General features: G+C 54.0%; 20 protein-coding genes. 13 read left to right on the top strand and 7 right to left on the bottom strand.

The genetic code is table 11. The annotated features are described in order from the left end of the window. Positions 1–323: 323 nt before the first annotated feature. Complete coding sequence (locus H6F67_RS01060; protein ID WP_190762458.1) at positions 324–788, bottom strand: hypothetical protein; 465 nt, start codon at positions 786–788, stop codon at positions 324–326. A gap of 205 nt (positions 789–993) precedes the next feature. Between H6F67_RS01060 and hetZ the strand changes: the two genes are divergently transcribed. From hetZ to H6F67_RS01080, 4 genes are all read left to right on the top strand, one after another. After that, positions 994–2,136, top strand: coding sequence for a heterocyst differentiation protein HetZ (gene hetZ, locus H6F67_RS01065; protein ID WP_313926744.1), 1,143 nt, complete (start codon positions 994–996; stop codon positions 2,134–2,136). Continuing rightward, positions 2,129–3,109, top strand: a complete 981-nt coding sequence (locus tag H6F67_RS01070) for a PatU (protein WP_190762468.1) — start codon at positions 2,129–2,131, stop codon at positions 3,107–3,109. Before hetZ ends, H6F67_RS01070 begins: the two co-directional genes overlap by 8 nt. Positions 3,110–3,466: 357 nt before the next feature. Continuing rightward, positions 3,467–4,729: a methionine adenosyltransferase gene (gene metK, locus H6F67_RS01075; protein ID WP_190762470.1), complete on the top strand. Its 1,263-nt coding sequence runs from the start codon at positions 3,467–3,469 to the stop codon at positions 4,727–4,729. Next, a complete protein-coding gene (locus H6F67_RS01080; protein WP_190762472.1) occupies positions 4,729–5,379 on the top strand; it encodes a dienelactone hydrolase family protein in 651 nt (216 codons plus the stop codon). Before metK ends, H6F67_RS01080 begins: the two co-directional genes overlap by 1 nt. Positions 5,380–5,429: 50 nt before the next feature. On the opposite strand, the gene topA is transcribed toward H6F67_RS01080, so the two are convergent. After that, the gene (gene topA / locus H6F67_RS01085; RefSeq protein ID WP_190762474.1) at positions 5,430–8,129 is read right to left on the bottom strand and encodes a type I DNA topoisomerase; all 2,700 of its coding nucleotides are present in this window, start codon (positions 8,127–8,129) and stop codon (positions 5,430–5,432) included. 308 nt (positions 8,130–8,437) lie between these two features. Between topA and H6F67_RS01090 the strand changes: the two genes are divergently transcribed. The 5 genes from H6F67_RS01090 to H6F67_RS01110 all read left to right on the top strand — a co-directional run bounded on the left by H6F67_RS01090 (position 8,438) and on the right by H6F67_RS01110 (position 13,857). Next, a complete protein-coding gene (locus tag H6F67_RS01090; protein ID WP_190762476.1) occupies positions 8,438–10,009 on the top strand; it encodes an NAD(P)H-quinone oxidoreductase subunit N in 1,572 nt (523 codons plus the stop codon). Further along, positions 10,009–11,889 (top strand): precorrin-3B C(17)-methyltransferase, encoded by a 1,881-nt coding sequence (cobJ, locus tag H6F67_RS01095; protein WP_190762478.1) that lies wholly within the window; start codon positions 10,009–10,011, stop codon positions 11,887–11,889. Before H6F67_RS01090 ends, cobJ begins: the two co-directional genes overlap by 1 nt. 74 nt (positions 11,890–11,963) lie before the next feature. Further along, positions 11,964–12,245, top strand: a complete 282-nt coding sequence (locus tag H6F67_RS01100; protein ID WP_190762480.1) for an HNH endonuclease — start codon at positions 11,964–11,966, stop codon at positions 12,243–12,245. A 214-nt stretch (positions 12,246–12,459) separates the two neighbouring features. Then, positions 12,460–12,834: a hypothetical protein gene (locus H6F67_RS01105; RefSeq protein WP_206753874.1), complete on the top strand. Its 375-nt coding sequence runs from the start codon at positions 12,460–12,462 to the stop codon at positions 12,832–12,834. A gap of 72 nt (positions 12,835–12,906) precedes the next feature. After that, complete coding sequence (locus H6F67_RS01110) at positions 12,907–13,857, top strand: hypothetical protein (RefSeq protein WP_190762484.1); 951 nt, start codon at positions 12,907–12,909, stop codon at positions 13,855–13,857. 23 nt (positions 13,858–13,880) lie between these two features. On the opposite strand, the gene H6F67_RS01115 is transcribed toward H6F67_RS01110, so the two are convergent. The 5 genes from H6F67_RS01115 to H6F67_RS01135 form a co-directional block, all read right to left on the bottom strand. Next, positions 13,881–14,507 (bottom strand): hypothetical protein, encoded by a 627-nt coding sequence (locus tag H6F67_RS01115; protein ID WP_190762486.1) that lies wholly within the window; start codon positions 14,505–14,507, stop codon positions 13,881–13,883. 188 nt (positions 14,508–14,695) lie between these two features. After that, positions 14,696–16,453 (bottom strand): tetratricopeptide repeat protein, encoded by a 1,758-nt coding sequence (locus H6F67_RS01120; protein ID WP_190762487.1) that lies wholly within the window; start codon positions 16,451–16,453, stop codon positions 14,696–14,698. A 32-nt stretch (positions 16,454–16,485) separates the two neighbouring features. Continuing rightward, positions 16,486–18,876, bottom strand: a complete 2,391-nt coding sequence (locus H6F67_RS01125; protein ID WP_190762489.1) for a tetratricopeptide repeat protein — start codon at positions 18,874–18,876, stop codon at positions 16,486–16,488. 46 nt (positions 18,877–18,922) lie between these two features. Next, the gene (locus H6F67_RS01130) at positions 18,923–21,094 is read right to left on the bottom strand and encodes a glycosyltransferase 61 family protein (RefSeq protein WP_190762491.1); all 2,172 of its coding nucleotides are present in this window, start codon (positions 21,092–21,094) and stop codon (positions 18,923–18,925) included. 96 nt (positions 21,095–21,190) lie between these two features. Beyond that, entirely contained in the window at positions 21,191–21,910 is a 720-nt protein-coding gene (locus H6F67_RS01135) for a calcium-binding protein (protein WP_190762494.1), read from the bottom strand. A 602-nt stretch (positions 21,911–22,512) separates the two neighbouring features. Between H6F67_RS01135 and H6F67_RS01140 the strand changes: the two genes are divergently transcribed. From H6F67_RS01140 to H6F67_RS01155, 4 genes are all read left to right on the top strand, one after another. Next, positions 22,513–23,178: a hypothetical protein gene (locus tag H6F67_RS01140; RefSeq protein ID WP_190762496.1), complete on the top strand. Its 666-nt coding sequence runs from the start codon at positions 22,513–22,515 to the stop codon at positions 23,176–23,178. Between the two features lie 103 nt (positions 23,179–23,281). Further along, positions 23,282–23,788, top strand: coding sequence for a hypothetical protein (locus H6F67_RS01145; RefSeq protein ID WP_206753875.1), 507 nt, complete (start codon positions 23,282–23,284; stop codon positions 23,786–23,788). Between the two features lie 118 nt (positions 23,789–23,906). Beyond that, the gene (locus H6F67_RS01150) at positions 23,907–24,689 is read left to right on the top strand and encodes an ABC transporter ATP-binding protein (protein ID WP_190762500.1); all 783 of its coding nucleotides are present in this window, start codon (positions 23,907–23,909) and stop codon (positions 24,687–24,689) included. A gap of 72 nt (positions 24,690–24,761) precedes the next feature. Then, positions 24,762–26,078 (top strand): MlaD family protein, encoded by a 1,317-nt coding sequence (locus H6F67_RS01155; protein WP_190762502.1) that lies wholly within the window; start codon positions 24,762–24,764, stop codon positions 26,076–26,078. Positions 26,079–26,414 lie beyond the last annotated feature (336 nt).

Genomic DNA, 26,414 nt, shown 5'->3' on the forward strand with positions numbered 1-26,414 from the left:
GATCTTCCAGGCTGGCAAAATGGTTGAGAATGGTCGGAGCAATCGTCAATTCATCCATGACATGGAGCAGATTTAGCGTAAGCCTGCATCCTACCCCAATTACTCCAACCTCAATTTAGATGCGTTTGCCCTGTCGGAAAATCTAAGGTAAGCCCACGTAAAGCGTCAGTGAGCGACCTGGAACGATGACTACGAGTGCAGGCGATCGATTAGAGCGAACGGCAAAGCCGACTGCAACGATGTAGATATTGTGAAATGCTGTGGGGTCGGCCTGTCAGCGCAGTCGCAGCAGGCGGAGCGATCGAGCGAAATTTCAACTTCTTTTACGCAAGATCTGGAGGTACGATCGCCGATTTGTACTGCTGTAAACACTGCTCGATCAGTTGATTCAAATTTTGCCGACTCACTTCGGTTCCATTCACCCGATCGCCCGCTTCAAAAAATACGACACTATCCAAATTTGGAATTGCTACCATCTGAAACAAAATGTGTGTCGATGGCAGCGCGATCGCTTCTACATGCTCCTCGACTGCGATGGATGATGTCAGCGCATCTTCTGGACTGCCAAAGGCATACACAACGATTTTCTCAACGTTGGGCTGAATCCGATGGCTTAGAGTGGTGACGATCCAATTTCCCGCTGCTGCCTGCAATAGGTAATACTGCGATCGTCCAAGCTGGCTGGCAATTGCGGTCAGAGCAGGCGCGATCGCTCGAATTACATTTGGCGTCTTGCCATCTCGTGGCGCATGGTCGATCAAGACTTGAATTTGTTCTTGTAAATTCATCGGCTTAATTAGGGCAATTTTTTCTCAGTCTAGACCGGGCAATTGTGGAAAGTACGGAGAATTCGGGCGAATGTAAACTTTTCGTGAAATGACCGGATGCAAGATTGAGGGTTTCACGGTCGCACTTTACACAAACCTGTCGATCGATCTTTCCTGTGCTAACTTTGTAAACGGCAAAACCATCAGGGCGGAGACGGAATCAAGCGTGGAAGAAATTTTCCAGCTAGTCTTCAGCGAACTCAAGCAATCCACTCAAGCCTCTGAACAGAATTGTCGGGACGTTGCGGCACGAATCACCGCCGAAGTCGCCCGCATCTGCTCAGAAAGCAAACGCATTCAAGAATCTGGCGAAGTCGAGTCGTGGTCTACCACGCTCGCTCGCCACCGTCTGAAACAGTGTCTTAAGTATTACCGTCTCGGCTCGCATCGCGGTCGTGTCGAACTGCATAGCACCCTCAGCGCTGTCGTGTATCGACACATTACACCGCCGCAGGTGCAGTCGAGCTATCAAGCTCGGTTGACGCTGATCGAAGACTTCTTGCAAAGCTTTTATATTGAAGCGCTCAATGCGTTTCGGCGCGAAACACAACTGATGGCGGGCTACTGTCCGCGATCGCTGCTTGAACTCGCTGAGTACATGGCTTTCACAGAACGCTACGGAAAGCGGCGAATTCCGCTTCCCGGTCGGCGCAGTCAGCAACTGATCATCTTAAGAGCGCAAACCTTTTCGCTTCAGCAGCCGCCCGAAACCTCGGTTGATATCGAGCAGGCGGCAGAAGGATCGGCGAACAGCGAATCGGAAAACGGCTACAGCGCTCCGGTTCAGCAGGTGCGTGAACAAATGGTCGCACTGGAGCCGGAACTCGGTGAAGACGCGCTTAGGCAAACGGTGATCGATGAACTTATGGCTTACCTGGAGGAGCGGCAGCAGTCTGACTGCGCGGATTATTTTGCTTTGCGGCTGCAAGATTTGCCTGCTAGCGAAATTGAAGCGCTTCTAGGACTTACCTCTCGTCAGAGGGATTATTTGCAGCAGCGCTTTAAGTATCATCTAATTCGTTTCGCGTTATCCCATCGATGGGAACTGGTGCATCAGTGGCTCGAAGCGGATTTGGGGCGAAATTTCGGTCTGACACCGCAGGAGTGGACGGTTTTGCAAAACCAACTCACTTCCCAGCAGCGTGAACTGCTTGCGCTCAAGCAAAAAGAACAGAGTGACGGTGCGATCGCCCAAGCCCTCCACATCTCCACCACGCAAGTTCAAAAGCAGTGGTCGAAATTATTAGAGCAAGCTTGGGAAATTCGCAACAATTTAATATCCGGAACAGGGGCTGCGATCGATGAATAACGAATCAGAAGCCATCGAACAGTTTTTGCAATGGCTGTTGAAGGATTCCCGGCCAACAGGGTTAGCGCCATCAGGGAAAGATGCCAGTCACCAGACTGAGCAAGATGAGTTGGCAGCGGGGAATCCGGCTTTTCATGATCTTGATCCGCTCGATTCTGAAGTGTTTGGCCTTGAGTCAGACCAGCCAGAATCGGCAAGTTTCCTTTTTGGGGAAGCCTCATTTCAATCTGGAGATACCACCGTGCAAGACCGTTTTCAAACTGTAATAAAACGCCGACTCCGCGCTGAGATCGAGCGAAATCCGCCTCGGTTCCCCTGGGAGACCGGGGCTTACCGTTACGATGATCTGCCCGAAGCGTCCGTGTGGGCAGCTCAGCTTCAGCAGCTTAATTTGCCGATCGCCCTGCCGGAACCTGTTCTCGCTCGCCTGTTTGAGCAGTGCCAAGCCGCTGCCCAATCGACGCTGCGCGAAGGGGCAAAGCTTGTGCAGGCCGTTGAGTCGCTGTTTCCCGGTGAAACGCAAGCGCTCAATCAACTGGCGGCGATCGTCATGGCTTCGCCTGCTCGCGGCATTTCTTCACCGCTGCGCGGAGCCGCTTACCCCAGCGATTACGAAACCGCCAGTCCGACTCAGCAGATGACGCTCTCGCTGCTGGCCGCTCGCACGATTCTCGAATCGCTTTCGCTGACTGTATCGAGCGATGCCCCCGCTTCGCGCCAATGGCTGACGACGGTGGGCGCAGTCGTCCTCGAAGTGAGCTATGATGCCGTCACCCAACGGCTTCACCTGACCGCGCAACTGCCGATCGCCGGATCGCTGCGTCTACAAGGCAGTCAGGCGCAAACCAGCGCCCAGCGCGACAGTGCTGGACTGGTGAGCATCACCCTTGCCAACCCCGATGACCAACCCTATCAGCTCGAAGTCGTTCTGTCGGATGCGGAACCCCTGCACTTTGCAGTGCGCGTGATCTAGCAACGGCTAGGAACAACTGAATCTACCGAATAAGCACCGAGGTTAATTGCGCCTCGGTGCTTTGTTGATTGAAACCACTTCTTAATCTTCATAGCCCTTGCACAATAAAAGTTCACGCTAAACCTTCAAGTTCTCAGAAATGGCAGCATTTCGCAGCATTCGAATGTCAATGCTTCATCACCGAAAACCCGATCGACTTTTCGGCATTCTTGCTTTGACAGATTGGCAATCCACTGAAAAACAGCTTATTCTGGCAAGAGTTCAGTAAATTCAAATCTAGGGTCTGCTAGCGACCCCGAAGCGGCTGTGTTGCGATCGCTTCAGTGCGTGTTGTTTAGTTCAAGCGGAGATATTTCCTTGTCACGTCGCTACTTGTTTACCTCAGAATCCGTTACCGAAGGCCATCCCGATAAAATTTGCGATCAAATTTCTGACACGATTTTGGACGCGCTGCTGAGCCAAGATCCCGGAAGCCGTGTGGCTGCCGAGGTGGTTGTCAACACCGGACTGGTGCTGCTGACAGGCGAAATTTCCTCAAAAGCGCAGGTGAACTACACCGATTTAGTCCGTCAGAAAATTGCCGAAATTGGCTACACCGACAGCAACAATGGCTTTTCGGCCAATAGCTGCGCCGTCATGGTGACGCTGGACGCTCAGTCGCCGGACATCGCTCAAGGCGTTGACACCGCACAAGAGATCCGCGAAGAAGACAGCGACGAAAAGCTTGATGCGATCGGTGCAGGCGATCAGGGCTTGATGTTTGGCTTTGCCTGCAACGAAACGCCGGAACTGATGCCGCTGCCGATCAGCTTGGCACACCGCATTTCCCGCAAGCTGGCTGCCGTTCGCAAAACCGGACAGTTGCCTTATCTGCGACCAGACGGCAAAACGCAGGTGACGATCGCCTACGAAAACGGCAGACCCGTCGGCATCGACACAATTTTGATTTCCACTCAGCATACGGCAGCGATCGACGAAATCACCGATCCCCATGCGGTGCAGGACAAAATCAAAGCAGATTTGTGGCAGTTTGTGGTCGAACCGATCTTCAGCGACATCGATGTGAAGCCCGATGCGGAAACGCGCTTTTTGGTCAATCCGACCGGAAAATTTGTGATCGGCGGACCGCAAGGTGATTCTGGCCTGACCGGACGCAAAATTATTGTCGATACCTACGGCGGCTATTCGCGGCACGGCGGCGGCGCATTTTCCGGCAAAGACCCCACCAAGGTCGATCGCAGCGCGGCCTACATCGCTCGCTACATCGCCAAAAACATCGTCGCGGCAGGATTGGCCGAAAAGTGCGAAGTGCAACTGAGCTATGCGATCGGCGTCGCCCATCCGGTCAGCATCCTGGTGGAAACTTTTGGCACAGGCACGATCGAAGATGAGCGCTTGCTGGAACTGGTGCGCCAAAACTTCGAGATGCGTCCGGCTGGCATTATTCAAACCTTCAACCTCTGCGCCCTTCCGGGTGAACGGGGCGGACGCTTTTATCAAGATGTCGCCGCTTACGGACACTTTGGGCGATCGGATCTTGATCTGCCTTGGGAGCAAACCGATAAAGCAGCCCTCTTACGGGACGCAGCAGCTCAGGCACTTTCGGGTGTGGCGGGCTAATGGGCACGGAACAGGAAATTGGCTACCTCGCTCTGCCGCCTGCGGGCACAGGGCGGGGCTTGCTTGTCTTGCAGGAATGGTGGGGACTGGTTCCGCATATTCGGGACGTGAGCGATCGCTTTGCCGCAGCCGGATTCGTCGCCCTCGCGCCCGATTTGTTTCACGGCGAGCAAACTACATCGCCTGACGAGGCGCAGCGCTTATTCATGGCGCTCAACATCGAACAAACTGCCCGCGATTTGGAAACTGCCGCGCAATTTCTGCTCGATCACGAAGCGGTGACGGGTGACAAAATTGGCGTCGTTGGCTTTTGTATGGGCGGTCAGTTGGCTTTGCTGGCGGCAACACTGAGTGATCGCTACGGAGCCGTGATTGATTTCTACGGCATCCATCCGAAAGTGCAGCCAAATTTTTCTCGATTAAGCGCTCCAGTTCTGGGGCTGTTTGCTGCGGAAGATAATTTTGTGCCGCCTGCTGCGGTGGAACAACTGGAAGCTACTGTGAAGGGAGCGGGTGGATCGATCGCCAGCCACACCTACCCGAACGCCGGACACGCCTTTTTCAACGACACTCGCCCGGATGCCTACCAGCCCGAAGCGGCGACGGATGCCTGGCAGCGATCGATCGACTTTCTCAACCAGCATCTTTAGCTTGGAATTACTCAGTCGATCGCCCTTCCAAGTTGGAGGGGCGATTTTTTCTAGGCTGAAGTGGATTTGCTCGACTTGCGCTTGGTAGTGGTCGAAGTGGCCTTGGTGGTTTTAGCGCGGGTGGTTGACTTCGCTTTAGTCGTTTTCGTAGTCGCGGTTTTGGTCGTCTTCGAGGCCGCAGCGCTCTTGCCACGACTCGATTTCGATTTGCTTCCAGCCTTGGCAGCGAGGGCAGACAGGGCTGTTTCCATTGTCATCGACTCGACCGTTTCCCCTTCGGGCAGCGAGGCGTTCGTCTTGCCATGCTTGACGTAGGGACCATACGGCCCGTCGTAGATGTTGACGGGTTCGCTGTCTTCGGGGTGTGCCCCAAGTTCGCGTAGAGGTTTAGCGGCGGATTTGCCGCGTCCGCGTGTCGATTTCGGCTGGGCGAGCAGTTCAAGAGCGCGATCGAGCGTGATTGTCAGCACGTTGTCATCGCCTTTGAGCGATCGATAGTCTTTTCCTTCCTTGCCCTGATCGTGAACGACATACGGACCAAATCGTCCTAAACTTGCCTGAATTTTTGCGCCCGTTTCTGGATGGATGCCCAACAGTCGCGGCAGAGCGAGCAAACCGACCGCCATATCCAGCGTCACCTGCGAGGGCGTCACGCCACGAGGCAGCGAGGCGCGTTTCGGCTTCGGATTGTCATCGGTAACATCGCCAAGCTGAACGTAGGGACCGTAAGGTCCTGTGGAGAACACGTAGATTGCTTCTCCCGTGTCGGGATGCAGACCGAGCTTGCTGGGTCCTTGCAGCAGCGTTTCGAGCTTTTCGGCATCCAGATCTGCTGGAGAAAGGTCTTGCGGAATGTTAATGATCCGGGGTTCACCTTCTTCCGTTTCCTGCTCGATGTAGGCTCCGTACTTGGAGATCCGAATTTTGGTGTCGAGTCCTTCGAGATCGATCGTGCGAGCTTCGCGCCCGTCGATTTGATCTTCGCGCTCCTCAACTTGCGATTCCAGCCCGGTTTCACCGAGGTAAAACTCTTTCAAGTAGGGCAGCCAGTCGGCTTCTCCAGTCGAAATTTCATCGAGCGTTTGCTCCATCCGAGCCGTGAATCCAGTATCAACCAGATCGGGGAAGTGCTTTTCCAGCAGGCCAGTGACCGCAAAGGCAGTGAAGGTCGGAACAAGGCTGTTGTTAATCAGTTGAGCATAGCCGCGATCGATGATCGTGCCGATAATGCTGGCGTAGGTACTCGGTCGCCCAATCCCTTCACTTTCGAGCATCTTGACGAGCGAGGCTTCACTGTAGCGGGCGGGCGGCTGCGTTTCATGCCCGATCGCCTCCAACTCCGTGCATTCGGGATGATCCCCGACCTGCAAACGGGGGAGGATGACTTCTTGGTTTTCGATCGCCGCATTCGGATCGTCTGATCCCTCCACGTAAGCGCGGAAGAAACCAGGGAAGTCGATGCGCTTACCCGTTGCTCGGAAGGTGGCATCTTCCACCTGAAGCTGAACCGTCACGTTCGTCTGGCGCGCTTCGGCCATCTGCGTCGCAACCGTGCGCTTCCAAATCAAATCATACAAACTGAGTTCGCGACCGCTCAAGCCCGTCGCCTGTGGAGTGCGGAAGCTGCTGCCTGCGGGTCGAATTGCTTCATGGGCTTCCTGTGCGCCTTTTGATTTGGTGGAATACTGGCGCGGCTGCGGACTGAGATAGTCCTTGCCGTACATCTGCTCAACGCAGGAACGGGCGGCAGCGATCGCCTGCTGCGACAGATTCGTCGAGTCCGTCCGCATGTAGGTGATGTAGCCCTGTTCATACAAATTCTGCGCTGTCCGCATCGTTTCACGGGCAGAGAGGCGGAGCTTGCGGTTGGCTTCCTGCTGCAAGGTGGACGTGGTGAACGGCGCAGACGGTTTACGAGTTGAGGCGCGTTCTTCTAGATTTGCAACTGTCCAAGGTCGATCGCTCAATCGATCGTGGAGCGATCGGGCTTCTTCCTCGTTCAGCAGTAAAACTTGGCGTCCGGCAATAATTTGGCCGGTGTTTTCGTCGAAGTCTGCACCTGTGGCAACGCGAGTATTGCCAACCGACACCAACCGTGCTTCAAATGGCGTTTTGTCCTTGGTCAGTTCCGCTTTGAGATCCCAATAAGAACCTTTGCGGAAAGCGCGGCGTTCGCGTTCGCGAGTCACCAAGAGGCGGACGGCAACCGATTGGACGCGACCTGCCGACAGTCCGGCGGCAATTTTGCGCCACAAGAGCGGGGAAAGGGTATATCCGACCAGTCGATCGAGGATTCGCCGCGTTTCCTGCGCGTGAACCAACTGTTCATCCACGTCGCGGCAATCATTGAGCGCTCGCTGAATGGCGTCTTCGGTGATTTCGTGGAAGACCATCCGCTTGACGGGAACTTTCGGCTTGAGCAGTTGCAGCAAGTGCCAGCTAATGCTTTCGCCTTCGCGGTCTTCGTCCGTTGCCAAAATCAGTTCGTCCGCGCCTTTAAGCGCGTCCTTGAGGGCTTTGACGACCTTCTTTTTGTCCTGCGGCACGATGTAGAGCGGCTCAAAATCTGCCTCGACATTGACGCCAATTTTCGCCCATTTCTCCTTCTTCACCGATTCGGGAATGTCGCTGGCCGACTGCGGCAAATCGCGTACATGCCCCATCGACGCTTCCACCTGGTAGTCACGCGGCAGGTAGTTACGGATGGTGCGAGCTTTGGTTGGAGATTCAACAATGACAAGCGTTGACATGAGAATCGCGGTTCTGGGGAAAAGACGGGACGAGGTGAAGCGATCGACTAGCGCGATCGCACTGGAAAGCTTAAATCTGTCATAACCTTATTTCTTGCATATTCAGCCAGTTGAGAGGTGACGCTCACTTCATCAATATGCCCTTAGATCTTACTTATAGCCAATATGAGCAGAAATCAAGGTGTTCAATTCGTAGACCGAAACGTGATTCGGTAAGCTAGCACGATATGATTCTTAAGGAAGGTTGAACATTTTGATTGGTTTTTCGTTGCTTCATTGCTTTTCGTTCACACTACCCGATCGCCAACATGGACTTTAACAGTCTTGTCGCACAGCTAAACGCCGGAACTATTTTGCCGGAAACCATCGTCATCGTGACGCTGCTCGTCGTTCTGGTCGGTGATTTAATCACAGGCCGCTCTTCTGCTCGCTGGACGCCCTACTGGTCGATCGGCGGGCTGCTCACTGCCGTCGGCGCACTCTACTTTCAGTGGGGAACGGCCAATCCGCTCTCGTTTCTGGGCGGGTTTAACGGCGACGACATGAGCGTGGTGTTTCGCGGCATCATTGCGCTGTCGGCGGCTCTCACCGTGCTGATGTCGATTCGCTATGTCGAGCAGTCGGGTACGTCGCTGGCCGAGTTTTTGGTCATCCTGATGACTGCCACGTTGGGCGGGATGTTTCTCTCTGGCGCAGACGAACTGGTGATGATGTACGTTTCGCTAGAAACGCTTTCGATCTCGTCCTACCTGCTGACGGGCTACATGAAGCGCGACCCGCGATCGAACGAAGCCGCTCTCAAATATCTCCTGATTGGCGCAGCTAGCTCAGCGATCTTCCTCTATGGTGTCTCGCTGCTCTACGGCTTGTCCGGTGGTGAAACCCGTCTGAGCACGATTACGGCCAACATCGCCACAAATGGCATTGGCGAATCGATCGGTCTGGTGATCTCCTTGGTTTTCGTGATTGCGGGGATCGCCTTCAAAATCGCCGCTGTCCCGTTTCACCAGTGGACACCCGACGTATATGAAGGTTCACCAACTCCGGTCGTCGCGTTCCTTTCGGTTGGTTCAAAAGCGGCTGGTTTTGCCCTGGCGATTCGTCTTTTGGTGTCCTGCTTCCCCTTAGTTTCCGAGCAGTGGCATTTCGTCATGACTGCCTTGGCAATTCTCAGCATGGTGCTGGGCAATGTCGTCGCTTTGGCGCAGACGAGCATGAAGCGACTGTTGGCGTATAGCTCGATCGCTCAGGCCGGATTTGTGATGATCGGGTTGATCATCAACACCGAAGCCGGATACTCCAGCATGTTGTTCTACCTGATGGTGTATCTGTTCATGAACTTGGGCGGCTTCACCTGCGTCATTCTGTTCTCGCTGCGAACCGGAACTGACGAAATCACCGAGTACAGCGGACTTTACCAAAAAGACCCGCTCCTCACCTTGACCTTGAGCGTTTGCCTGCTCTCGCTGGGTGGCATTCCGCCGCTGGCCGGATTCTTCGGCAAGCTGTATCTGTTTTGGGCAGGCTGGCAGTCGGGCGCGTATGGCTTGGTGCTGATTGGTCTGCTCACCAGCGTCATCTCGATCTACTACTACATCCGTGTCGTCAAGATGATGGTGGTGAAAGAGCCGGAAGAAATGTCGGATGCGGTCAAAAACTACCCGGAAATTCGCTGGACGCTGCCGGGAATGCGCCCCTTACAGGTCGGCTTGGTGTTCGCGCTAGTCACCACTTCACTCGCTGGCATTTTGTCCAATCCGCTGTTTAGCTTGGCGAACAATTCGATCGCCCGCACTCCGCTTTTGAATCCTGCTCTGACAACAGTTGAGCAGCCTGCACCACCCACCGCTCAATCTCCCGATCGAAATCTCCCAATCTAGTGTCTGTTTTTACTGCTTTTGAGCCGCTCGCTGCGATCGCCGTCACACCAACCGGAATCGCTGCGCTGCGGCCTTTTTGTTTGGCGGCAGGAATCAAGCTGTGGGTTCCTGAATCGATCGTGCAACCGGACTGTCAGAGCTTTTCGGGATCGTTGCGATCGCTCCTCCCCGACCTATGGCAAACTCATCGCGGCATCGTCTTCTGCCTGGCAACCGGGGCAGTCGTTCGCTTAATTGCGCCTCTGCTGAAAGATAAAGGGACTGATCCAGCGATCGTCGTCGTCGATGAAAATCGCCAATTTGCGATCAGCTTGTGCAGCGGACACCAAGGCGGCGCGGAAAATTTAACTCGACTCGTAGCCGAACAGAGCGGTGCAACACCGATTCTCACCGGAGCATCGACACGCGCTGAACTACCAGGAATTGATGTTTTGGGAGTGTCGTTTGGCTGGCGAAAAGGTGAGGGCGATTGGACGGGCGTATCGGCGGCAACTGCACGAGGCGAAACGATTCAAGTCATCCAGGAAGCCGGATCGACCCTGTGGCAAGAACATTTACCAGCGCAACACCCATTCAACTTCGACGTTGACTACTCGGAGCGACCCGCCGCCCGCATTTGGATCAGTCCGATTCAACGCCGCTTTTCCCCGGAATCCGACTTTCCAAAAGTTCAGTGGCATCCCAGAGTTTTATGGATCGGGATTGGCTGCGAGCGCGGAACGTCCAGCCGCCTGATTGCTAGTGCGATCGATCGCACCTGCCGCGCCCACCATCTTTCCGAAAGCGCGATCGCCGGAATTGCCTCGATCGACCTCAAAGCCGACGAAGTTGGGTTACTGGAATTTTGTCGGGATCGCAATCTTCCGCTGAGATGCTTTTCGAGTGAGCATTTGCGATCGATCGAAGTCCCCAATCCTTCCGCGATCGTCGCCGCCGAAGTTGGAACGCCAAGCGTAGCCGAAGCAGCAGCAATTTTGGCGGCTCGACCCGACACCCAACACCCGACACCCGACACCCTCCTCCGCGTGAAAAAACAAATTGTCCGTGAAGAAGGAGAAGCGGGCGCGGTGACGATCGCGATCGCCCAGTCGCAGCAAGAATTGATCGATCGAACCGGACAGCTTTGGCTAATCGGAACGGGTCCCGGAGCGATCGAGCAAATTACGCCAGCAGCGCGGAGTGCGATCGCTCAGGCAGATGTGGTGATCGGCTATTCGCTCTACGTCGATCTCGTTTCTCCACTACTGCGTCCAGGTCAAATTGTCGAAACTTCACCGATTACGCAGGAACGGCAGCGGGGCGATCGGGCGATCGATCTCGCTCAGTGGGGCTTGACGGTTGCCGTTATTTCTTCTGGCGACTGCGGCATCTACGGCATGGCGGGATTGGTGATGGAGCAGTTGCAGCAGCGCGGCTGGGACGGCAAATCGCCGAAGGTGCAAGTATTTCCGGGAATTACTGCTTTGCAAGCTGCCGCCGCCCGTGTCGGTGCGCCTCTGATGCATGATTTTTGTGCCATTAGCCTTAGTGACTTACTCACACCTTGGAGTGTGATTGAAAAACGACTGACGGCAGCAGCAGCAGCAGATTTTGTTACGGCGATCTACAATCCGCGATCGCAAACACGCACTCAGCAGATTGCTACCGCTCGCGAAATTTTCTTGCAGCATCGCAAATCCGATACACCTGTAGCTTTGGTGCGATCGGTCTACCGCCCGGATGAGCAGATTATGCTAACCACGTTGGGCGAATTGGACGTGGAGGCGATCGATATGCTGACAGTTGTTTTAATCGGCAATCAAAGCACTCGTCAGCATGGAGACTGGCTAATTACACCACGCGGCTATTTGGGATTTGGTGAGGAAAGTTCACCTGCTTAAAGTGTGGCAATTACAGCCTAAAGAAGTTTAGGTGGTTGGTTAGGCTAGAGCTAGCAACTCCTTCGTATTTCTTCATGCAGTGCCAACTTTGCGATCGACCTGGCGATCGACTGACGCTTCATCATCTCGTGCCGCGCCAAGTCACCAAGCGCAAGCAGATTGATACGAGTCCAACTGTTGAGATTTGTGCGGCTTGCCATCGCCAAATTCACACGCTGTTTGACAACAAAGTGCTGGCCCAAGAATTGAATTCGATCGATGCTCTCAAGCAAAATCCTTCGATGCAGCGATTTTTACGCTGGGTGCAGAAACAAGACCCAAATCGCAAAATTTCCGTCGATCGCAAGCGGGGTTAACTGTCATCCCTCCAAAGAATTAGAAAAATTTTTTGTCGAACTCAAGCAGGAATGAGACCTTTGCTAGAGGGATCGATCGACATTGCAACCGTAACCTGAATAGGCACGTGAAAAAGTGTCCATTCTGAACTTCTGTCTCAGCAGTTGCCTTTGAATGAGCGCTTTTTCTGATTTGGAATGATTGCCAATTCAGGAGTTACTTATGAGCAAAGCGATGTCTGTTCTTCGCAAAGTTGGAAAGGTTTTGACGATTGTTGTTGCAGCGATCGCATTTTTTAGCAGTAGTGCAACTGCCCTGTCGATTCATCCGGTGTTGGGCGAAATTCGCAGCGACGTTGATGTGATTCAGTATCCCGCTCCAAATGCATCAAACACAGGCGACCTTGGTCCGATCGATCAGCAAGTGTTCGAGCGCGATGCGACCCAAATTCCCGCACAGCGTCAGCCGATTACCGATCCGAGCGATCCTGATGCCCGCCTGTTGGAAAAAGTTGGTGAGGAATTCAAAGAAAGCACTGGATTTTTAAAAGGTTTACAGCAGAAAGCAGGTGAAGAAGCAACCGAAGGCGAAAAAGCGCGTCGTCGCTAATCGCAAAGGTTCCACCATAACCAAAACGGATATTCAGTTTTTCAGTAAATTGCAATTGCATGGAGTATCGCTATGAGCAAAATCATTTCTTTTGTCAAAAAGTTGCGGATCGATACCGTTCCGGGAGCGCTTCGCGGTCGCCTCTTGACCGTTTGTTTGGCTGGACTGTTGCTGTTGTTCACAACGGCCTGTAACGGTGCAGCCAATGCAACGCAGCCTCCAACCAGCACGACGAGCGTTGAACGTGCTAGAGAAAATATTCGTCCCGACGGCACAACCGGAAGCATCTCGAACGGCCTCAGCAAAGGCAGCGGTGTGGGTGGAACCAACGAGAAAGGCGTTGTGGGCGAAGGCCGGATCAATGAAAGTGTCAGTAAAAACACCGAAATTTACGACCCGATTCAGCCGGAAGAAGGCGGCATGAACAACTTCAGTGATGTTGATCCGCGCTTCGACATGTCGGGAGCCGAAGCCAAAACGCGCCAGCTCGTTGATGAAACTGAGCGCAACGTGATCGACCAAACCGACGACATTGGCACGAACACCCGCCGCATTCTTGACAAGAAAGGCGAGAACGCCCGCGATTTCGGTGGTGACGTGAAGCAGGGCGGACGCGAACTCAAGCGCCAAGCCGACCAAACCGTGAACACCGCGACGGACAAACTTCAGCAGGCTGGTGAAGATGCATCGCGCAATACTCGTCGCGCAGTCAACTCGACCAGTGATGCTGTCCGGCAGGCGGGCGACGATGTGAAGCGCAACGCTCAAGATGCCGCAGAATCGGCTCGCGACAACGCCCGCAAAGCTGGAAACAGCGCACGTCAAGCGGGCGATGATGTGAAGCGTAATGCTCGCAGTGCAGCAGATTCGGCAGCCGATAGCGTTGATGCTCGCATGAGCCGCAACATCAATCGCACCCAAAACGCTGTGCGTGATGCAAAAGCGGATGTGGAAGATAACGTAGACAAGGCTTTGAGCCGCACCAACCGCGCCTTGAACCGCGCCACCGACTCGCTTGAGTAGTTTGAGCGGCTTAGCAGATGTCGCTATCCTTTCGGGTTGAACGGTAGGGCATCGTGCCAGGGAACAGGAGCCATTCGGAACGGGCAGGCGATCGTGTAGAAGCGATCGCCGCCCGTTTCGACTTCTAGGTTGGCAACTCGCAAGGCGATATACAGTGCAAAATTTAGCGGTGCTTTTTTAGGATCAACCAGCGGACTTTTCGGCTCTAGGGTATCGTTGGCACCCGGTTTGAGCAAATCTTCTGCTGTGACTGTCGCGCTGAGCGAACTTCCGGGTGTGACGGTACTTGACATCTGCGGCTGAAACAAATCTTCAAGGCGGCGATCGGGTGTCATCCGAATTACGCGCCGCGCCTGTCCTTTGTTGTCGGTGAAGGCGCAGCGATCCCAATCTACATAGATCGCCGCGTGCTTCGATTTGTTTTGAATTGTGACGGATAGCGTTTTGGGCTGGCTGTAGTCATAGCGGCTTGCCAAGCTGAATTTGAGATCGACAAGGGAGGCAATTTCGCGCTCCTCTAGCTGAGCTTGGACGGCAGCGCGATCGAAAGAAATTGTGGTTTTGGCTTCGAGCGAATCGATCATCTGATACAGCACATAGATGACTGTGATCACATAGATCGTCAAAATCAGCAAATCCAGTTCTGTCATGGCCGAAAACAGTAGCCGCGCCCCTGAGTGTAGCGCCTTTTGCCCTTTGCGCCTGCCATTTTTACACGACTTGTTGGAATTTGCGTAGGGGAAAGGCGTGAAAGGCGATCGCGGCGTTTCATGCTCAATCCCAAAAGAGCGATCGCGGCGCTTTCAAATCGTCAATTTTAGTTGATCTTGAGAAGCAACTACCAGGTGAATTTTGTACCACAATACTCTTCAAGCCGCTGATTATGCGGCTGAAAATAATCTGCCAAAGCGCTTTGTACCGATGTGCGATGACGATTGTATTGTCCTGGAAAGTAGTTTTCATACTCGCCCAACGTGCAGTTTGGTACATCTAGGAAAGCATGAACCTTTTCCATCGTTTCCACAGGTTTTTCATAGAGATGCTCACTTTGAATGACTAAAACGCGCTCTTTCGGAAACGTATTCATCCAGCGTGCCAAAAAGTAAACATACAAACTCATGAATAAATAGCCCGACTCATGCGGGTAAACTTCAAACGCCTGAGAAAGATCAGTTAGCGTGTTAAGCAAGCTGGCTTCGCGCTGAATTGCTTCTTCGATCGATCGCTGTTCGAGTCCCCAACTTTTGTGGTGATGATAGTGCGAAATTGTACGGGCGATCGGATTTCTCAGCAGCACAATGAGCTTGACGCTTGGCAGGCTGTTGGCAATGCGATCGATCGCTTTGATATTAGTGAAATAGATCGGCGTAGCTTCGCCCGTGATGAAACTCGCGTGGTTTGGAATGGGCGGAAAGTGTGAGCAATACCAATCTAATCCGCCGCTGTAAGCATAATCAAAAAAGTGGATTTCCTTTTGTGCCGCAGGCACGATCTGCGGATGCTGCGTCAGGTAGCCATACAGAGAAGTTGTTCCTGACTTCATCGTGCCAATAATCAGAAAGTCTGGCTGATGTGATTGTTCTGTCTGCCAGTGCTGTTCGACAAATTGCGGATGGGTTTGCAGCGCTCGGTAGTAGCTTGCCGCCTGATAGTAGCCGATCGCCTGTTCAATTTCGCCTTTTTTTGTAGTGAGCAGATCACCAATGCCCAGATATGCGATCGAGCAGTCGGGTCGAAGCTGAATGATTTGGCGATGAAACTGGATGACTTCTTCAACCTGCGAATATTCCAGCCGTTCGTGCCCGTATTTCAGGCCGTAATAAACTTTGTAAAAATCTTCATAAACCTGCTGAAAATTCGGCTCAAGCTCCAACACTTTTCTGTAATAGAAAATTGCCTCATAAAGTCTGCCGCCGCGCAAGAGTGCTTCTGCTGCCTGATAGTATGACCAAACAAATTGAGGATGAAGCTGAATTGCTTGATCGAAACAGGCGATCGCGTCGTTCGTTTTATTTTGATGGGCGAGCAGTTCGCCAAGAAAGTGATGCAGCCAAGAAGAATTTTGATTGCTAGCAATCAGTTGGCGATACCAGGTTTCACCTTGTTCTAGCTGCCCGTGCCGACCGAGTAAATTTCGCAAACAGTGATGCGATCGATGAAAGCTGGGATACAGTTCGATTGAGCGACAGCAACAGTCGATCGCTGCTTGAAATTGATTTTGAGCGGTTAGCACTTCTGCCAAACCGTAATATGACCAGGAGCAGGTTGGGTCAAGCGCGATCGCCTGTCGAAATGCCTGTTCTGCCTCGACAACTTGTCCATTTCTGGCGAATGCTTCTCCTAGAAATTGGTGCGACCAAGAAAAGTGAGGATTGAGGCGAATAGCAAGCTGCAAGTGAGCGATTGCGCCGCCCAAATCGCCTAATTTCAGCAGCACTTCTCCCAAATGATAGGGGTAGAAAAAATTGTTTGGATCGCAATCGAAAGCAGATTGATAGGCAGCGATCGCTCCTGCTAGATCGCCTGCTTCCTGAAGCTGATGACCCGCAGTGAAGTAGTCGGTTGCAGTTTTTTTGAGCGTATTGGCTTCCATCATCTTTACCTGCAACAAAAGCAATTTTCATCTCATCAATTGACTGGAATTTTAAGATAGGCTTGCATGGCCGCTTCCCACTGTTCTTGATGAAATAGTGCATCGCCCAAGCTCTGCCAAATTTGCGCTGAAGGCTGTAGTCGAATCGCTTTGCGATAGCAATCGATCGCTTCATTCCACTCTTGTTGCGCTTCAAGCAGCGTTCCAAGCTGATAGTAAATATCGGCTGGAGCAGGCTGAAGCTGAATCGATCGACGATAACAGTCGATTGCCGCTTCAATCTGCTGCTGCTGCGCGAAAATTTGCGCGAGTTCAATCAACCAATCAGCGCGATCGGGTTGCAGTTGCAGCGCAAGCTGATAAAAAACAATGGCCTGATCAAACTGCTGCTGCTTTGCAAGGCTAGCTGCTAGCAAATGATAAAGGTCAGGATGGTCTGGCTGAAGGGCAAGCGCTTGATAGCAATACTGCGAGTTGGCTGGATCAAGATCGATCGCTTGTCGGTAGCGATCGATCGCGCTGGTGTGCAGGGTTTGAATTTGCTGCTGCAAACGCTGCGCTCGTCGCTGCAACAGATCGCCAATGCGCTGATGAATTTCGGCTTGCGGTTCCAGCTCAAGCGCCTGCTCATAGGCAGCAAGGGCATCGTCTTCGCGATCGAGCTTGACAAGCGCATCTGCCAAACTCACCAGCGACCAGCAAAAATTCGGGTGGAGCGCATGGGCACGCCGAAACGACTGAGCGGCTTCTTCCCACTGGTGGAGGTGCATCAGCGTTGAACCGAGGTTGTGGTATGACCAGGAAAAATCGGGGCGCAGTGCGATCGCTTGTCGATAAGCAGCACTCGCTTCTGCCCAGCGGTCAAGCTTCAGCAGCAGATCGCCGCGACGGTGATGCCCGTCGGCAAAATTGGGATCGATCGCAATGGCGCGATCGCAACAGCGCAGCGCTTCCTCAAAGCGCGACAGTTCCAGCAGGGCGGATGTTCGATTGTAAAAACTCCACACCAGCGGCTGCGGATTAAGGGCAATGGCGCGATCGTAAGCGGCGATTGCGCCATGCCACTGCTGCTGCTGAAGGAGCACATCGCCCCAAGCGTGATAGGTTTCCCAGTCGGGCTGATAGCGCACTGCTTGCTCAAAGGCGGCGGCGGCTTCAGCCCACTGCTGCTGCTGGGCGTGCAACCTGCCAAGCTGCTGATAGGCTTTGCCCGCTGTGGGATCGATCGCGATCGCCTGTTGGTAGCAGCGGGCGGCTTCTGGCAGTCGGCTTTGCGTTTGCAGTGCATTTCCGAGGCGAATGTGCATAGCGGCATCTGCCCATGTCGGTTCCAGCGTCAGGGCTTGATACCAAGCGGCGATCGCGCTGGCCGATTTTCCCGTTTGCTCAAATACTTTCGCCAAATTGCGATAGGCTCCGGCAAAATCGGGCTGAAGCGCGATCGCGCGTTCGCAGGCAGCGATCGCCTGACTCCACTGCTGTTGCTGCGCGTAGACGCTGCCCAGGTTGGCATGTGCTTCCGCAAAGTTAGGCTGAAGAACGATCGCTTTGCTGTAGCAGTCGGCGGCTTCTGAAAGGCGACCTGCGACCTGAAGCGCATTGCCCATCTGCTTGTAGGTGGCTGCCGTTTGAGGGGCAAGCTCGGCAAGGATTTGTTCACAGGCAGCGATCGCGTCAAGCGACTGACTGGGCATTTGAGATGGCACGATCGCGGCGTGACCGTTGCCATTGGCGTCGATCGCCGCCTGATCGGAATGCGGAACGGGCACAGCGGTTGCTTCCGTCAGGTGAATTGCCGCTTTGTAGTGGGTGACAGCAGCATCAAGCTGACCCTGCTGCACCAAGGCTTCAGCCAGTTTGTGGTGCGCGGCAACTGACGGCTGAAGCGCGATTGCTCGCTGGAAGCAATCGATCGCCTGCTCGTGTTTACCCTGCGCCAGCATCAGTTCGCCGACTCGAAAAACTTCTGCTGCTTCGCTTGGCTCTAGCTTCAGCGCTTCATACCAACAGTCTGCCGCTGCTTCAGTTTGGTGGAGGTGTTGCCAGATGCGAGCCAGATTGCGAAATGCTCCCGCAAAATTGGGCTGAAGCGCGATCGCCGTTTCATAGCAGTCGATCGCCTGATCCCACGCTTGCTGTTTGGCATACAGGCTCCCCAAGTTGGCGTGCGCTTCGGCCAAATCCGGCTGCAATTTCACCGCCTGCTGATACCAGCGCATCGCCTCCGTCCAATGGTTCGATCGCTGATAGGCATTGCCCAAGAGCTTACAGGCCAGCGCAGAAGTCGGGTCGATTTCGATCGCTTTTTCGCAAGCGGCGATCGCGTCTTTGATCTGGTTTTGCTTTAGACAAGCTTCTGCCTGCAAAATCAACTGCGGTGCGGATTTGGCAGAGGGTAGTGCGGTGAGGCTAAGAGCGTTTTTCATAAAGACGGGTAGCGAGGAGCAAGTAGCGCTGGCAGCAGGAAAGCAGTTATGAATGAAGTTCCACTGTTTTGAGCAGTTGCTTGAGTGCAGCTAAGTTCACCAGAATATCAGCCGTTAGAGGATTGGGATGCATCAGCGATTGCAGCGAACGGCAGGCAAACGATTTTCCTAGGGCGTAGGAGTGCCGCAGTTGCAGATGATGGGCGATCGCCCAGTAGTAAGGCCGCACATAGTCCGGCGAAAACAGTTCAATCACAGCAGTTTGGGGACGGCAAAAGGCGAGATTGGTCAATCCGCTGCCGTGCGGAGCGACGATCGCTTCGGCTTGGGCAAACAGCGACACCTGTTCCGCCACTGAGAGCGATTCAAGCGAAACCGCAACAAATCCGGCAGGGCGCAGCACATCGAGAACCGCTTCTTCATTGAGAACGCGCCGATAGCGAGCCGATTGACGGCTGATGTAGATGCGAGACGGCCAATTTTTTGCGGCGGCGATCGGCAAATGCTGACGCAGAAAGTTCAGCGCATCGGCACTCGCCCAGCCCAGCGGGGAAACGAACGACGGTGCGATCAGCGTTTCTGCCTGAATGTGCGGATGGCGATCGCTTGACAACACTTTTGCGGCTGAAATGCCCAAAGCCGCCAGCGTTTCGCGCTGAAATCTTCGCGAATTGCCGTTGAGCCAAAAGCGATCGATCGCCTGCCAGTCATAGCCGCTTTGCCGAATCAGATCGAGGCGCGGCAGAATATCCACCATCCAGTGAAAGTAAACATGACCGGATAATCCGGCGATCGCGGCTACCGTTCCGGCGATGGGTTCGATCGCGCTTCGTTCTGCTGTCCAAATGCGATGCGGTGCAGACTGGCGACAGTTCGGCAGTTGACCGGGATAGTCGCGAGACAGATCGGCGAGCAGTTCGTCTTCCGGAGTCAGAACAGCGACGGCGTTGCAGATGCGCCAATCGTTGATTTGCGGCACTGCCCAAGCTCGCCCTTGCGGAATTTGGGCAACAAACAGCGGTGTGGCCTCGATCGCGCTGCCGCTGCTGCAAGCATAAGTTCCCTGTCCCAGATGCACCGGGGCAAACTGCCGCTGAAGCTGTTCCAGACAAGGAGCGCAGTTCAGTCCAGCGCAAGCTTCGACACTGCTGACGGTCGGACGCGATCGCGACTGAGTCAGTTGTGTTTGACTCAGTCGCGTTTGACTCAGTGGCAGATATGCGCCTTGCGGTCGAACAGCGGTGAACCAAGCGGCGGCTGTCGGGTAAACTCCCTGCGGCGGTGTGGGCTGCTCGATCGATCGCACGGGCAGAGCCAGCCGCAAATTTTCAGCTTGGGCGATGCGTTGCGCTTGGGCAAAATCGCGATCGGCCTGTTGAATTTGGCGATCGCCGCCGTACTGCCAAAGCAGCTTCGCGCGACAGAGGTAGGTTTCGGCCAGCAGTTGCAGGGAATTCGTCTCGATCGATTGCAAACTTGCTAAAAATCGAGCGGTCGATCGCTGCATGTCAATCCAAGCGTCGCTGCTTGAACTTTGCTGTGTCTGCTGACAAAAGGCGTCAATCCATTCCGGCTGAGCGCGAACAACACAGCGCAACGAGTCGATCGCCTGTTGCCAACTGCCCTGTGCCATCTGCGCGATCGCCAATTCTCCCCAAGCAGCGCTACTGCTGGGCGATTGGGCGACCACACGCTGCCAAAGGGCGATCGCCTCCAGCCAGCATTCCTGCTGCTGCCGCAACTGCGCCAACTGCCAACAGGCCGCTACACCCGTTGGCTCTAGTTCGATCGATCGCTCTAGACAGGCGATTGCGGCACGATCGCGGCCTTGTTGGGCGATCGCCTGCCCCAAATTCACATACAGCGCAGCCCGATTCGGCGCAAGGCGCAACCCCTGCTGAAACTGCGCGATCGCCGCTTTCAGCTTTCCCTGCCGCACCAGCGCACAGCCCAAATTGCTGTGGACGATTGCCCACTCAACTCTCGATCCTCGATATCCGCCGCCCAGTTTCCAAAGCGCGATCGCCTGCTCGTAACACTCCACTGCTTCTTGCCACTGCTCTTGCTCAAACAACGTCAAGCCCAAGCGATAGTAGGTTTCGGCATCTGGAGCCATCGCGATCGATCGACGGTAGCAGTTTGCCGCCGCTGCGAGATCGCCTTGCTGCCGCAGTACGGCTGCGAGGTCAATATATAGCTGGCTTAAAGTGGGGTTCAACGCATTCTCAAGAGTCTAGATAGAGGATAGGAGGCCGAAGGTAGCAGGAGGCGGAGGCTAACCTTTTTTCTCGTGCTGCCTTCTGACTGCTGCCCTTTAAAAAATCTCAAAGTCTGCCGCGCTAATGTTGAGGTTGCGATCGAGCTGGAGCAATTTTACATCGCGGCCATTGTCTCGGTTGTAGTAAACAAATCCAGTGCGGCGTTCATAGATAATTTTGGCGGCTTCGTCGTCGTCAAGGTCACGAATCGACTGCACGGCTTGAAAATCTGTCGCTTGAAGTTTGCCAATCTGCAAACCTGATCCGCGCACCAAATCTTGACTGATCTCGATCGTGTCTTGCTTCGCAAAATCAGTGATGCGATCGACCCCGCCTCGAATCGTATCAATGCGAATGATGTCGCGTCCGGCTCCTGTTGTAATAATGTCGCGTCCGGCTCCCGGCTCAATCTCATCGTTTCCAACACCCCCATCAATGCGGTCTGCACCTGCGTTTCCTTCGATCGTGTCTGCGCCTGCACCGCCTGTTAGCCTGTCATTGCCCAAATTTCCAACAATTTGGTCGCTACCGTTGCCGCCTGCGATCGTATCTGCAAGCGCGGCTCCGCCCAAGAAGTCGTCACCTGCTTCACCATCAATGTTCACGGCGATCGAAGCAGCAACCGAGGCAGCGACGATCGTATCAGCCAAATTGCTGCCAGTCGCAATGACGGAGCTTTCAGGCGTATCTTGCCGTAGCGTGATTGGCTCAGTGCTGTCAACGATCAGCCCCAACTGTGGGGTTGTCGTTCCGGGCACAACAACAATTTCAGACATTTAATCTCCTCTGCTTTGCTTGCGGTTAAAGTCGCGTGACTCGTTGCCGGAGAATCGGAGGCTCTAACTTCCGCGCACGTTGGATGATGCCAAACACGAAAGCACATTCTCGGCGGTTTGTGTGGAAATTGGCGCAATGTGCCCTGCCAACTCAACCGCGCAGCATCGCAGATGGTCTGGATTGTTGGTAGGAAGCACCCGCTCAATTCACCCACAAAAGCGATGCTTTCGGTGCATTTTCTTTTACCACAATTGGATGGCAAAAATGCAGCAGCAAGCGATCGCTTTGTAAACTAACCATGCCTGATGGCTTCCTACCATTAAACACAGGAAAATTCTTTTTGCAACCCTTGTTCTCAAAATCAGCAGAACTTCCAGTGTTCTTCGTCTCCGAAAATTTCCATTTGATGAATTCAGTTGAAGGTGATATTTATAACTTCAGACTAGATGCTTGGTGTTGCGATCGGTTGTCAAACTTGTGCGTCCAATTAGTAACAGGCTGAAAATAGCTTTTCTGTATTTATCGCGCAATTGTTTAAGTGTAATATCGAACTCATTAGTTTGTGACGGATTCCACTGGTACTTCATTTGAGAGGTGTGAGATGAAGATACGGTATGTCGCTCAAGTCGCTTTGTCTGCTTTGATTGCTAGTGCGATCGCCATTCCTGCGATCGCAACGGGCGGTACGATCGCAACTGATTCAACGCAAATCGCTCAGGCTTCCGGCGAATGCCGCCAGGTGCGGCGGTTAGAGCGCATCTATAGCGCAGCAAACGTAGCCAGCGATCGCGTTGTGGATATTCCTGCTGGTTCAAACGTGACGCTAGCCGGAGCCGTCAATCAGCCGAGTGCAGGCTGGATTCGGGTCAGCTACCCTGCTCAAGGTTTCATTTTGGCCGCCTTTCTTGCGCCATGCGGCTCCGTTCCACCAACTCCGACTCCAACTCCGACTCCAACTCCGACCCCAACGCCAACGCCGACCCCGACTCCTAGCAGCGCTTGTGGCCTGGTTACTGCTCCAAACTTGGTAATTCGCTCTGGTCCAAGCACGCTTTCTGGCACGGTCGGTTCGCTGGTGAGTGGAAACGGCTTCCGCATTATTGGCGGGCCACAAACTCAAACGACACCTGCTAGCGATCGCGGGCGCGTTTGGGTACGAATCGATCGCAATCGCACGCAAGGCTGGATTCCTGAAACTGGGCCAACGGGTTTCAACAGCGGCACGAATATTCGCCGTGTCACCTGCTCCTCGATCGGGTTGCCCTAGGTCAAAGCGATCGCTTTGATAGCGGTTGACATCAAGCGATCGCTTTGATCAATTCTTCTCTTCTGTATCTGCAATAGAAAATTTTTGCTCAACCGTAGTGATTATGATTGTGAATCTTCTCGCGCTACCGCTGATGCAGTCTCAACTCGCGATCGCTCCAGAACAATCATTGCGAGCGCAAATTGCTGGCGAATGCCGCCAACTTCAACGGCTTGAACGCATTTACAGTGATGCTGATCTTGGTTCAGCGCCGCTGGGCAATCTTTCACGCGGGGCGATCGTGACGCTGGCAGGCGAGGTGAATCAGCCGAGTGCAGGCTGGATTCGCATCAGCGCACCGTTTGATGGATACATCTTGGCGACGTTTCTGGCGCCATGTGCCGTCGTGCTGCCACCACTGCCACCACTGCCACCGCTACCGTCCTTCCGAATTCCACCAGCCCCAGCGCCTTTGCCGCCTCCGCGCTTTCAAACGCCGCCGCCGTCCATCCGAATTCCGCCTCCAGTCCTCCAACCGCGCTTGCAGCCACAACCGCCCGTCCGACGGCCTCAGCCGCTTCTGCCACCCTCGCCATCTCAGCCATTGCCCACACCAGACGGACGACGTTGAAGAGGATCGCACCAAAGGTTTTTGGAAGTGGGGGAAGCGTAAGCGATCGCCGCAAAATTTGAGCTTCGGTCAAATCGTCGGCTAGGGTAGAGCAGATACACTGTTTCATGCTGGCGCTATGGCCGAACCGCTCATTGAACTAAAAAAAGTCAGCAAAACGTTTGGCAACAATGTTGTTCTCGACGAAGTTGATCTCACAATCTATCGTGGCGAAGCGCTTGCTGTGATTGGTCCATCCGGAACCGGAAAATCCACGATTTTGCGGATTATTGCCGGACTGCTTGCCCCGGATGCGGGTGAAGTTTGGGTACAAGGTGTGCGCCGTCAGGGACTCGCCGAGGACGGTCAAGACCCGATCGTGATCGGAATGGTGTTTCAGCAAGCAGCGCTGTTTGACTCGCTCAACGTTTATGAAAACGTGGGATTCCGGCTCTACCAGCATTCGCGCTTGTCTGCCAAACGCATTCGCGATCTGGTGAATCAAAAGCTGGATTTGGTTGGTTTGCCCGGAATTGGCGATCGCTTTCCGGCTGAACTGTCGGGCGGAATGCGGAAGCGCGTCAGCTTTGCCCGCGCCATCATGGAAAATCCCGATGATCCGCAAGACCACCCGGAAATTTTGCTGTACGACGAACCGACAGCGGGACTTGACCCGATCGCCTCAACCGTGATTGAAGATTTGATTCGATCGATCCAGCAGCACTCGAAGGGCTGTAGCACTTATGTGATGGTGACGCACCAAGACAGTACAATCCGCCGCACTGCCGATCGCATTGTGTTTCTCTATCGAGGGAAGGTGCGGTGGGAAGGTGTTGTTTCAGACATTGACACGGTAGATAATCTGCTAGTGCGACAATTTTTTAGCGGCAGCATTGATGGGCCAATTCAAGTTGCTGGCTAGCTGCGGAGTAGACGGACAGGCGCTTGAAGCTACAATCGAGAATCTTGCATTCCCCAAGCGCGAGGAAGCACTATGCAATCATCGAGAACCATTCGAGAAGGGTCAGTCGGGCTACTGATTCTCGTGAGCGTCGGCTTATTCACTGGCCTGGTGCTGTGGGTGCGCGGCGCCAGCTTTGGCAACCGCAACTATCATTTCGTCGCGCAGTTCGCCAATATTGCCGGGATGCAGGTTGGCGCACAGGTGCGCTATCGCGGTGTTGCCGTCGGGCGAATTTCCGAAATCCGTCCGGGAACCAATACGGTTGACGCGGAACTGGAGATTTCGCCAGTCACCACGCTGATTCCCAAAGATGTGCTAATTGAGATTAACCAGTCGGGACTGGTGGGCGAAGCTTCGATCGATATCACGCCCCGCGACACGCAGCCTTTGGATGACCTTGCCACGAATCCGCTAGCGGAAAATTGCGCCAACAGCCCAATTATTTGCGATGGCGATCGCATTCCAGGCACGATCGGCGTCAGCTTTACTGAACTGCTGCGATCGTCTGCAAGATTTGCTGAACTCTTCACCAATGAACAGTTTGTCAGCGAAATTCGCTCTCTCACGCGCAATTCGTCTGAAGCAGCCGTCGGCATCACCTCACTCACTCGCGAAGTATCCGGACTGGCACGATCGCTCGATCGCCAAATCAATACCCTCTCAACCTCAGCCTCCGCTTCGACTGCCGAAGTTGGACGCGCCGCCAATCAAGTTGGCCTCACGGCTGCTCAAGTCAACAATTTACTGGCAACCAATCGCACGACCTTGGTGAGTACGCTCAACAACCTCGATCGCGCCAGCAGTAATATCGAACGCATCACAAATAATCTCACTCCTGTCTTCGATCAGTTCGGGCAAGATATCAACCAAAGCGAATTCATCGCCAATCTGGAGCAGCTCTCGGCTAATGCCGCCCAAGCATCTAACAATCTGCGCGACCTAACGCAGGCAGTCGGCAGTTCTGATAATGTTCTGCTACTTCAACAAACGCTGGATTCGGCTCGCGCTACCTTTCAAAATGCTCAAAAGATTACGGCTGACCTAGACGAACTCACGGGCGATCCGGAATTTCGTCGCGACATTCGCGACTTAGTCGATGGCCTTAGTGGTCTAGTTGCCACGACGCAGCAGCTAGAGCGCCAAGCGCAGATTGCTCAGACTTTGACTCCAGTAGCGATCGCGCTACAAGCCCAGCCAACTCCAACTCCTTCTGTTGCTCCCGTCCCGACTACACCTGTTTCACCTACGGCCTCGCCGAGTTCTTCGCTCACAGTGTCACCAACGGTACAAATCCATCCGTTTGACCCACGCCATCTCAGTGCTGAGCCTTTGCCCACCGCTAATTAGCTGACCTACAGCATAAGGACAGCAAGACAATCGGCGTTGCCGCGCTACACGTGAATGAACGAACAGCTATCCCTACTCCGTCGGTCGCTGGGGTTGTTAGAACATATGATGATCGATTCCGTTCCAAGCTAGGAGTGGGGTGAGGGGGGGGTGGATGGGGTGAGATGTGCAACTTGGGGAAGTGTTTGGAGATATTTTCGAGATAGGGGTTGACACCTTTTGACTTTTCTCGTTATATTGGTCAAGCGGTCGAGAGGAGAGCCAAGCGAGCCGAGCGAAAGCGAAGCGGTGCGGCAGTCTTTGAAGGCCAAGCCTGAACCTAGACAATGACATACG

The sequence above is a fragment of the Microcoleus sp. FACHB-1515 genome (assembly GCF_014696105.1).
In the GTDB taxonomy this organism is placed as follows: Bacteria; Cyanobacteriota; Cyanobacteriia; order Elainellales; family Elainellaceae; genus JAAUTJ01.

Bases quoted from the DNA above. Each gene is read 5' to 3' on its own strand.
- H6F67_RS01060 (WP_190762458.1), bottom strand. From the start codon at position 788: ATGAATTTACAAGAACAAATTCAAGTCTTGATCGACCATGCGCCACGA.
- H6F67_RS01070 (WP_190762468.1), top strand. From the start codon at position 2,129: ATGAATAACGAATCAGAAGCCATCGAACAGTTTTTGCAATGGCTGTTG.
- H6F67_RS01080 (WP_190762472.1), top strand. From the start codon at position 4,729: ATGGGCACGGAACAGGAAATTGGCTACCTCGCTCTGCCGCCTGCGGGC.
- topA (WP_190762474.1), bottom strand. From the start codon at position 8,129: ATGTCAACGCTTGTCATTGTTGAATCTCCAACCAAAGCTCGCACCATC.
- H6F67_RS01090 (WP_190762476.1), top strand. From the start codon at position 8,438: ATGGACTTTAACAGTCTTGTCGCACAGCTAAACGCCGGAACTATTTTG.
- H6F67_RS01100 (WP_190762480.1), top strand. From the start codon at position 11,964: ATGCAGTGCCAACTTTGCGATCGACCTGGCGATCGACTGACGCTTCAT.
- H6F67_RS01105 (WP_206753874.1), top strand. From the start codon at position 12,460: ATGTCTGTTCTTCGCAAAGTTGGAAAGGTTTTGACGATTGTTGTTGCA.
- H6F67_RS01110 (WP_190762484.1), top strand. From the start codon at position 12,907: ATGAGCAAAATCATTTCTTTTGTCAAAAAGTTGCGGATCGATACCGTT.
- H6F67_RS01115 (WP_190762486.1), bottom strand. From the start codon at position 14,507: ATGACAGAACTGGATTTGCTGATTTTGACGATCTATGTGATCACAGTC.
- H6F67_RS01120 (WP_190762487.1), bottom strand. From the start codon at position 16,453: ATGATGGAAGCCAATACGCTCAAAAAAACTGCAACCGACTACTTCACT.
- H6F67_RS01125 (WP_190762489.1), bottom strand. From the start codon at position 18,876: ATGAAAAACGCTCTTAGCCTCACCGCACTACCCTCTGCCAAATCCGCA.
- H6F67_RS01135 (WP_190762494.1), bottom strand. From the start codon at position 21,910: ATGTCTGAAATTGTTGTTGTGCCCGGAACGACAACCCCACAGTTGGGG.
- H6F67_RS01140 (WP_190762496.1), top strand. From the start codon at position 22,513: ATGAAGATACGGTATGTCGCTCAAGTCGCTTTGTCTGCTTTGATTGCT.
- H6F67_RS01145 (WP_206753875.1), top strand. From the start codon at position 23,282: ATGATTGTGAATCTTCTCGCGCTACCGCTGATGCAGTCTCAACTCGCG.
- H6F67_RS01150 (WP_190762500.1), top strand. From the start codon at position 23,907: ATGGCCGAACCGCTCATTGAACTAAAAAAAGTCAGCAAAACGTTTGGC.
- H6F67_RS01155 (WP_190762502.1), top strand. From the start codon at position 24,762: ATGCAATCATCGAGAACCATTCGAGAAGGGTCAGTCGGGCTACTGATT.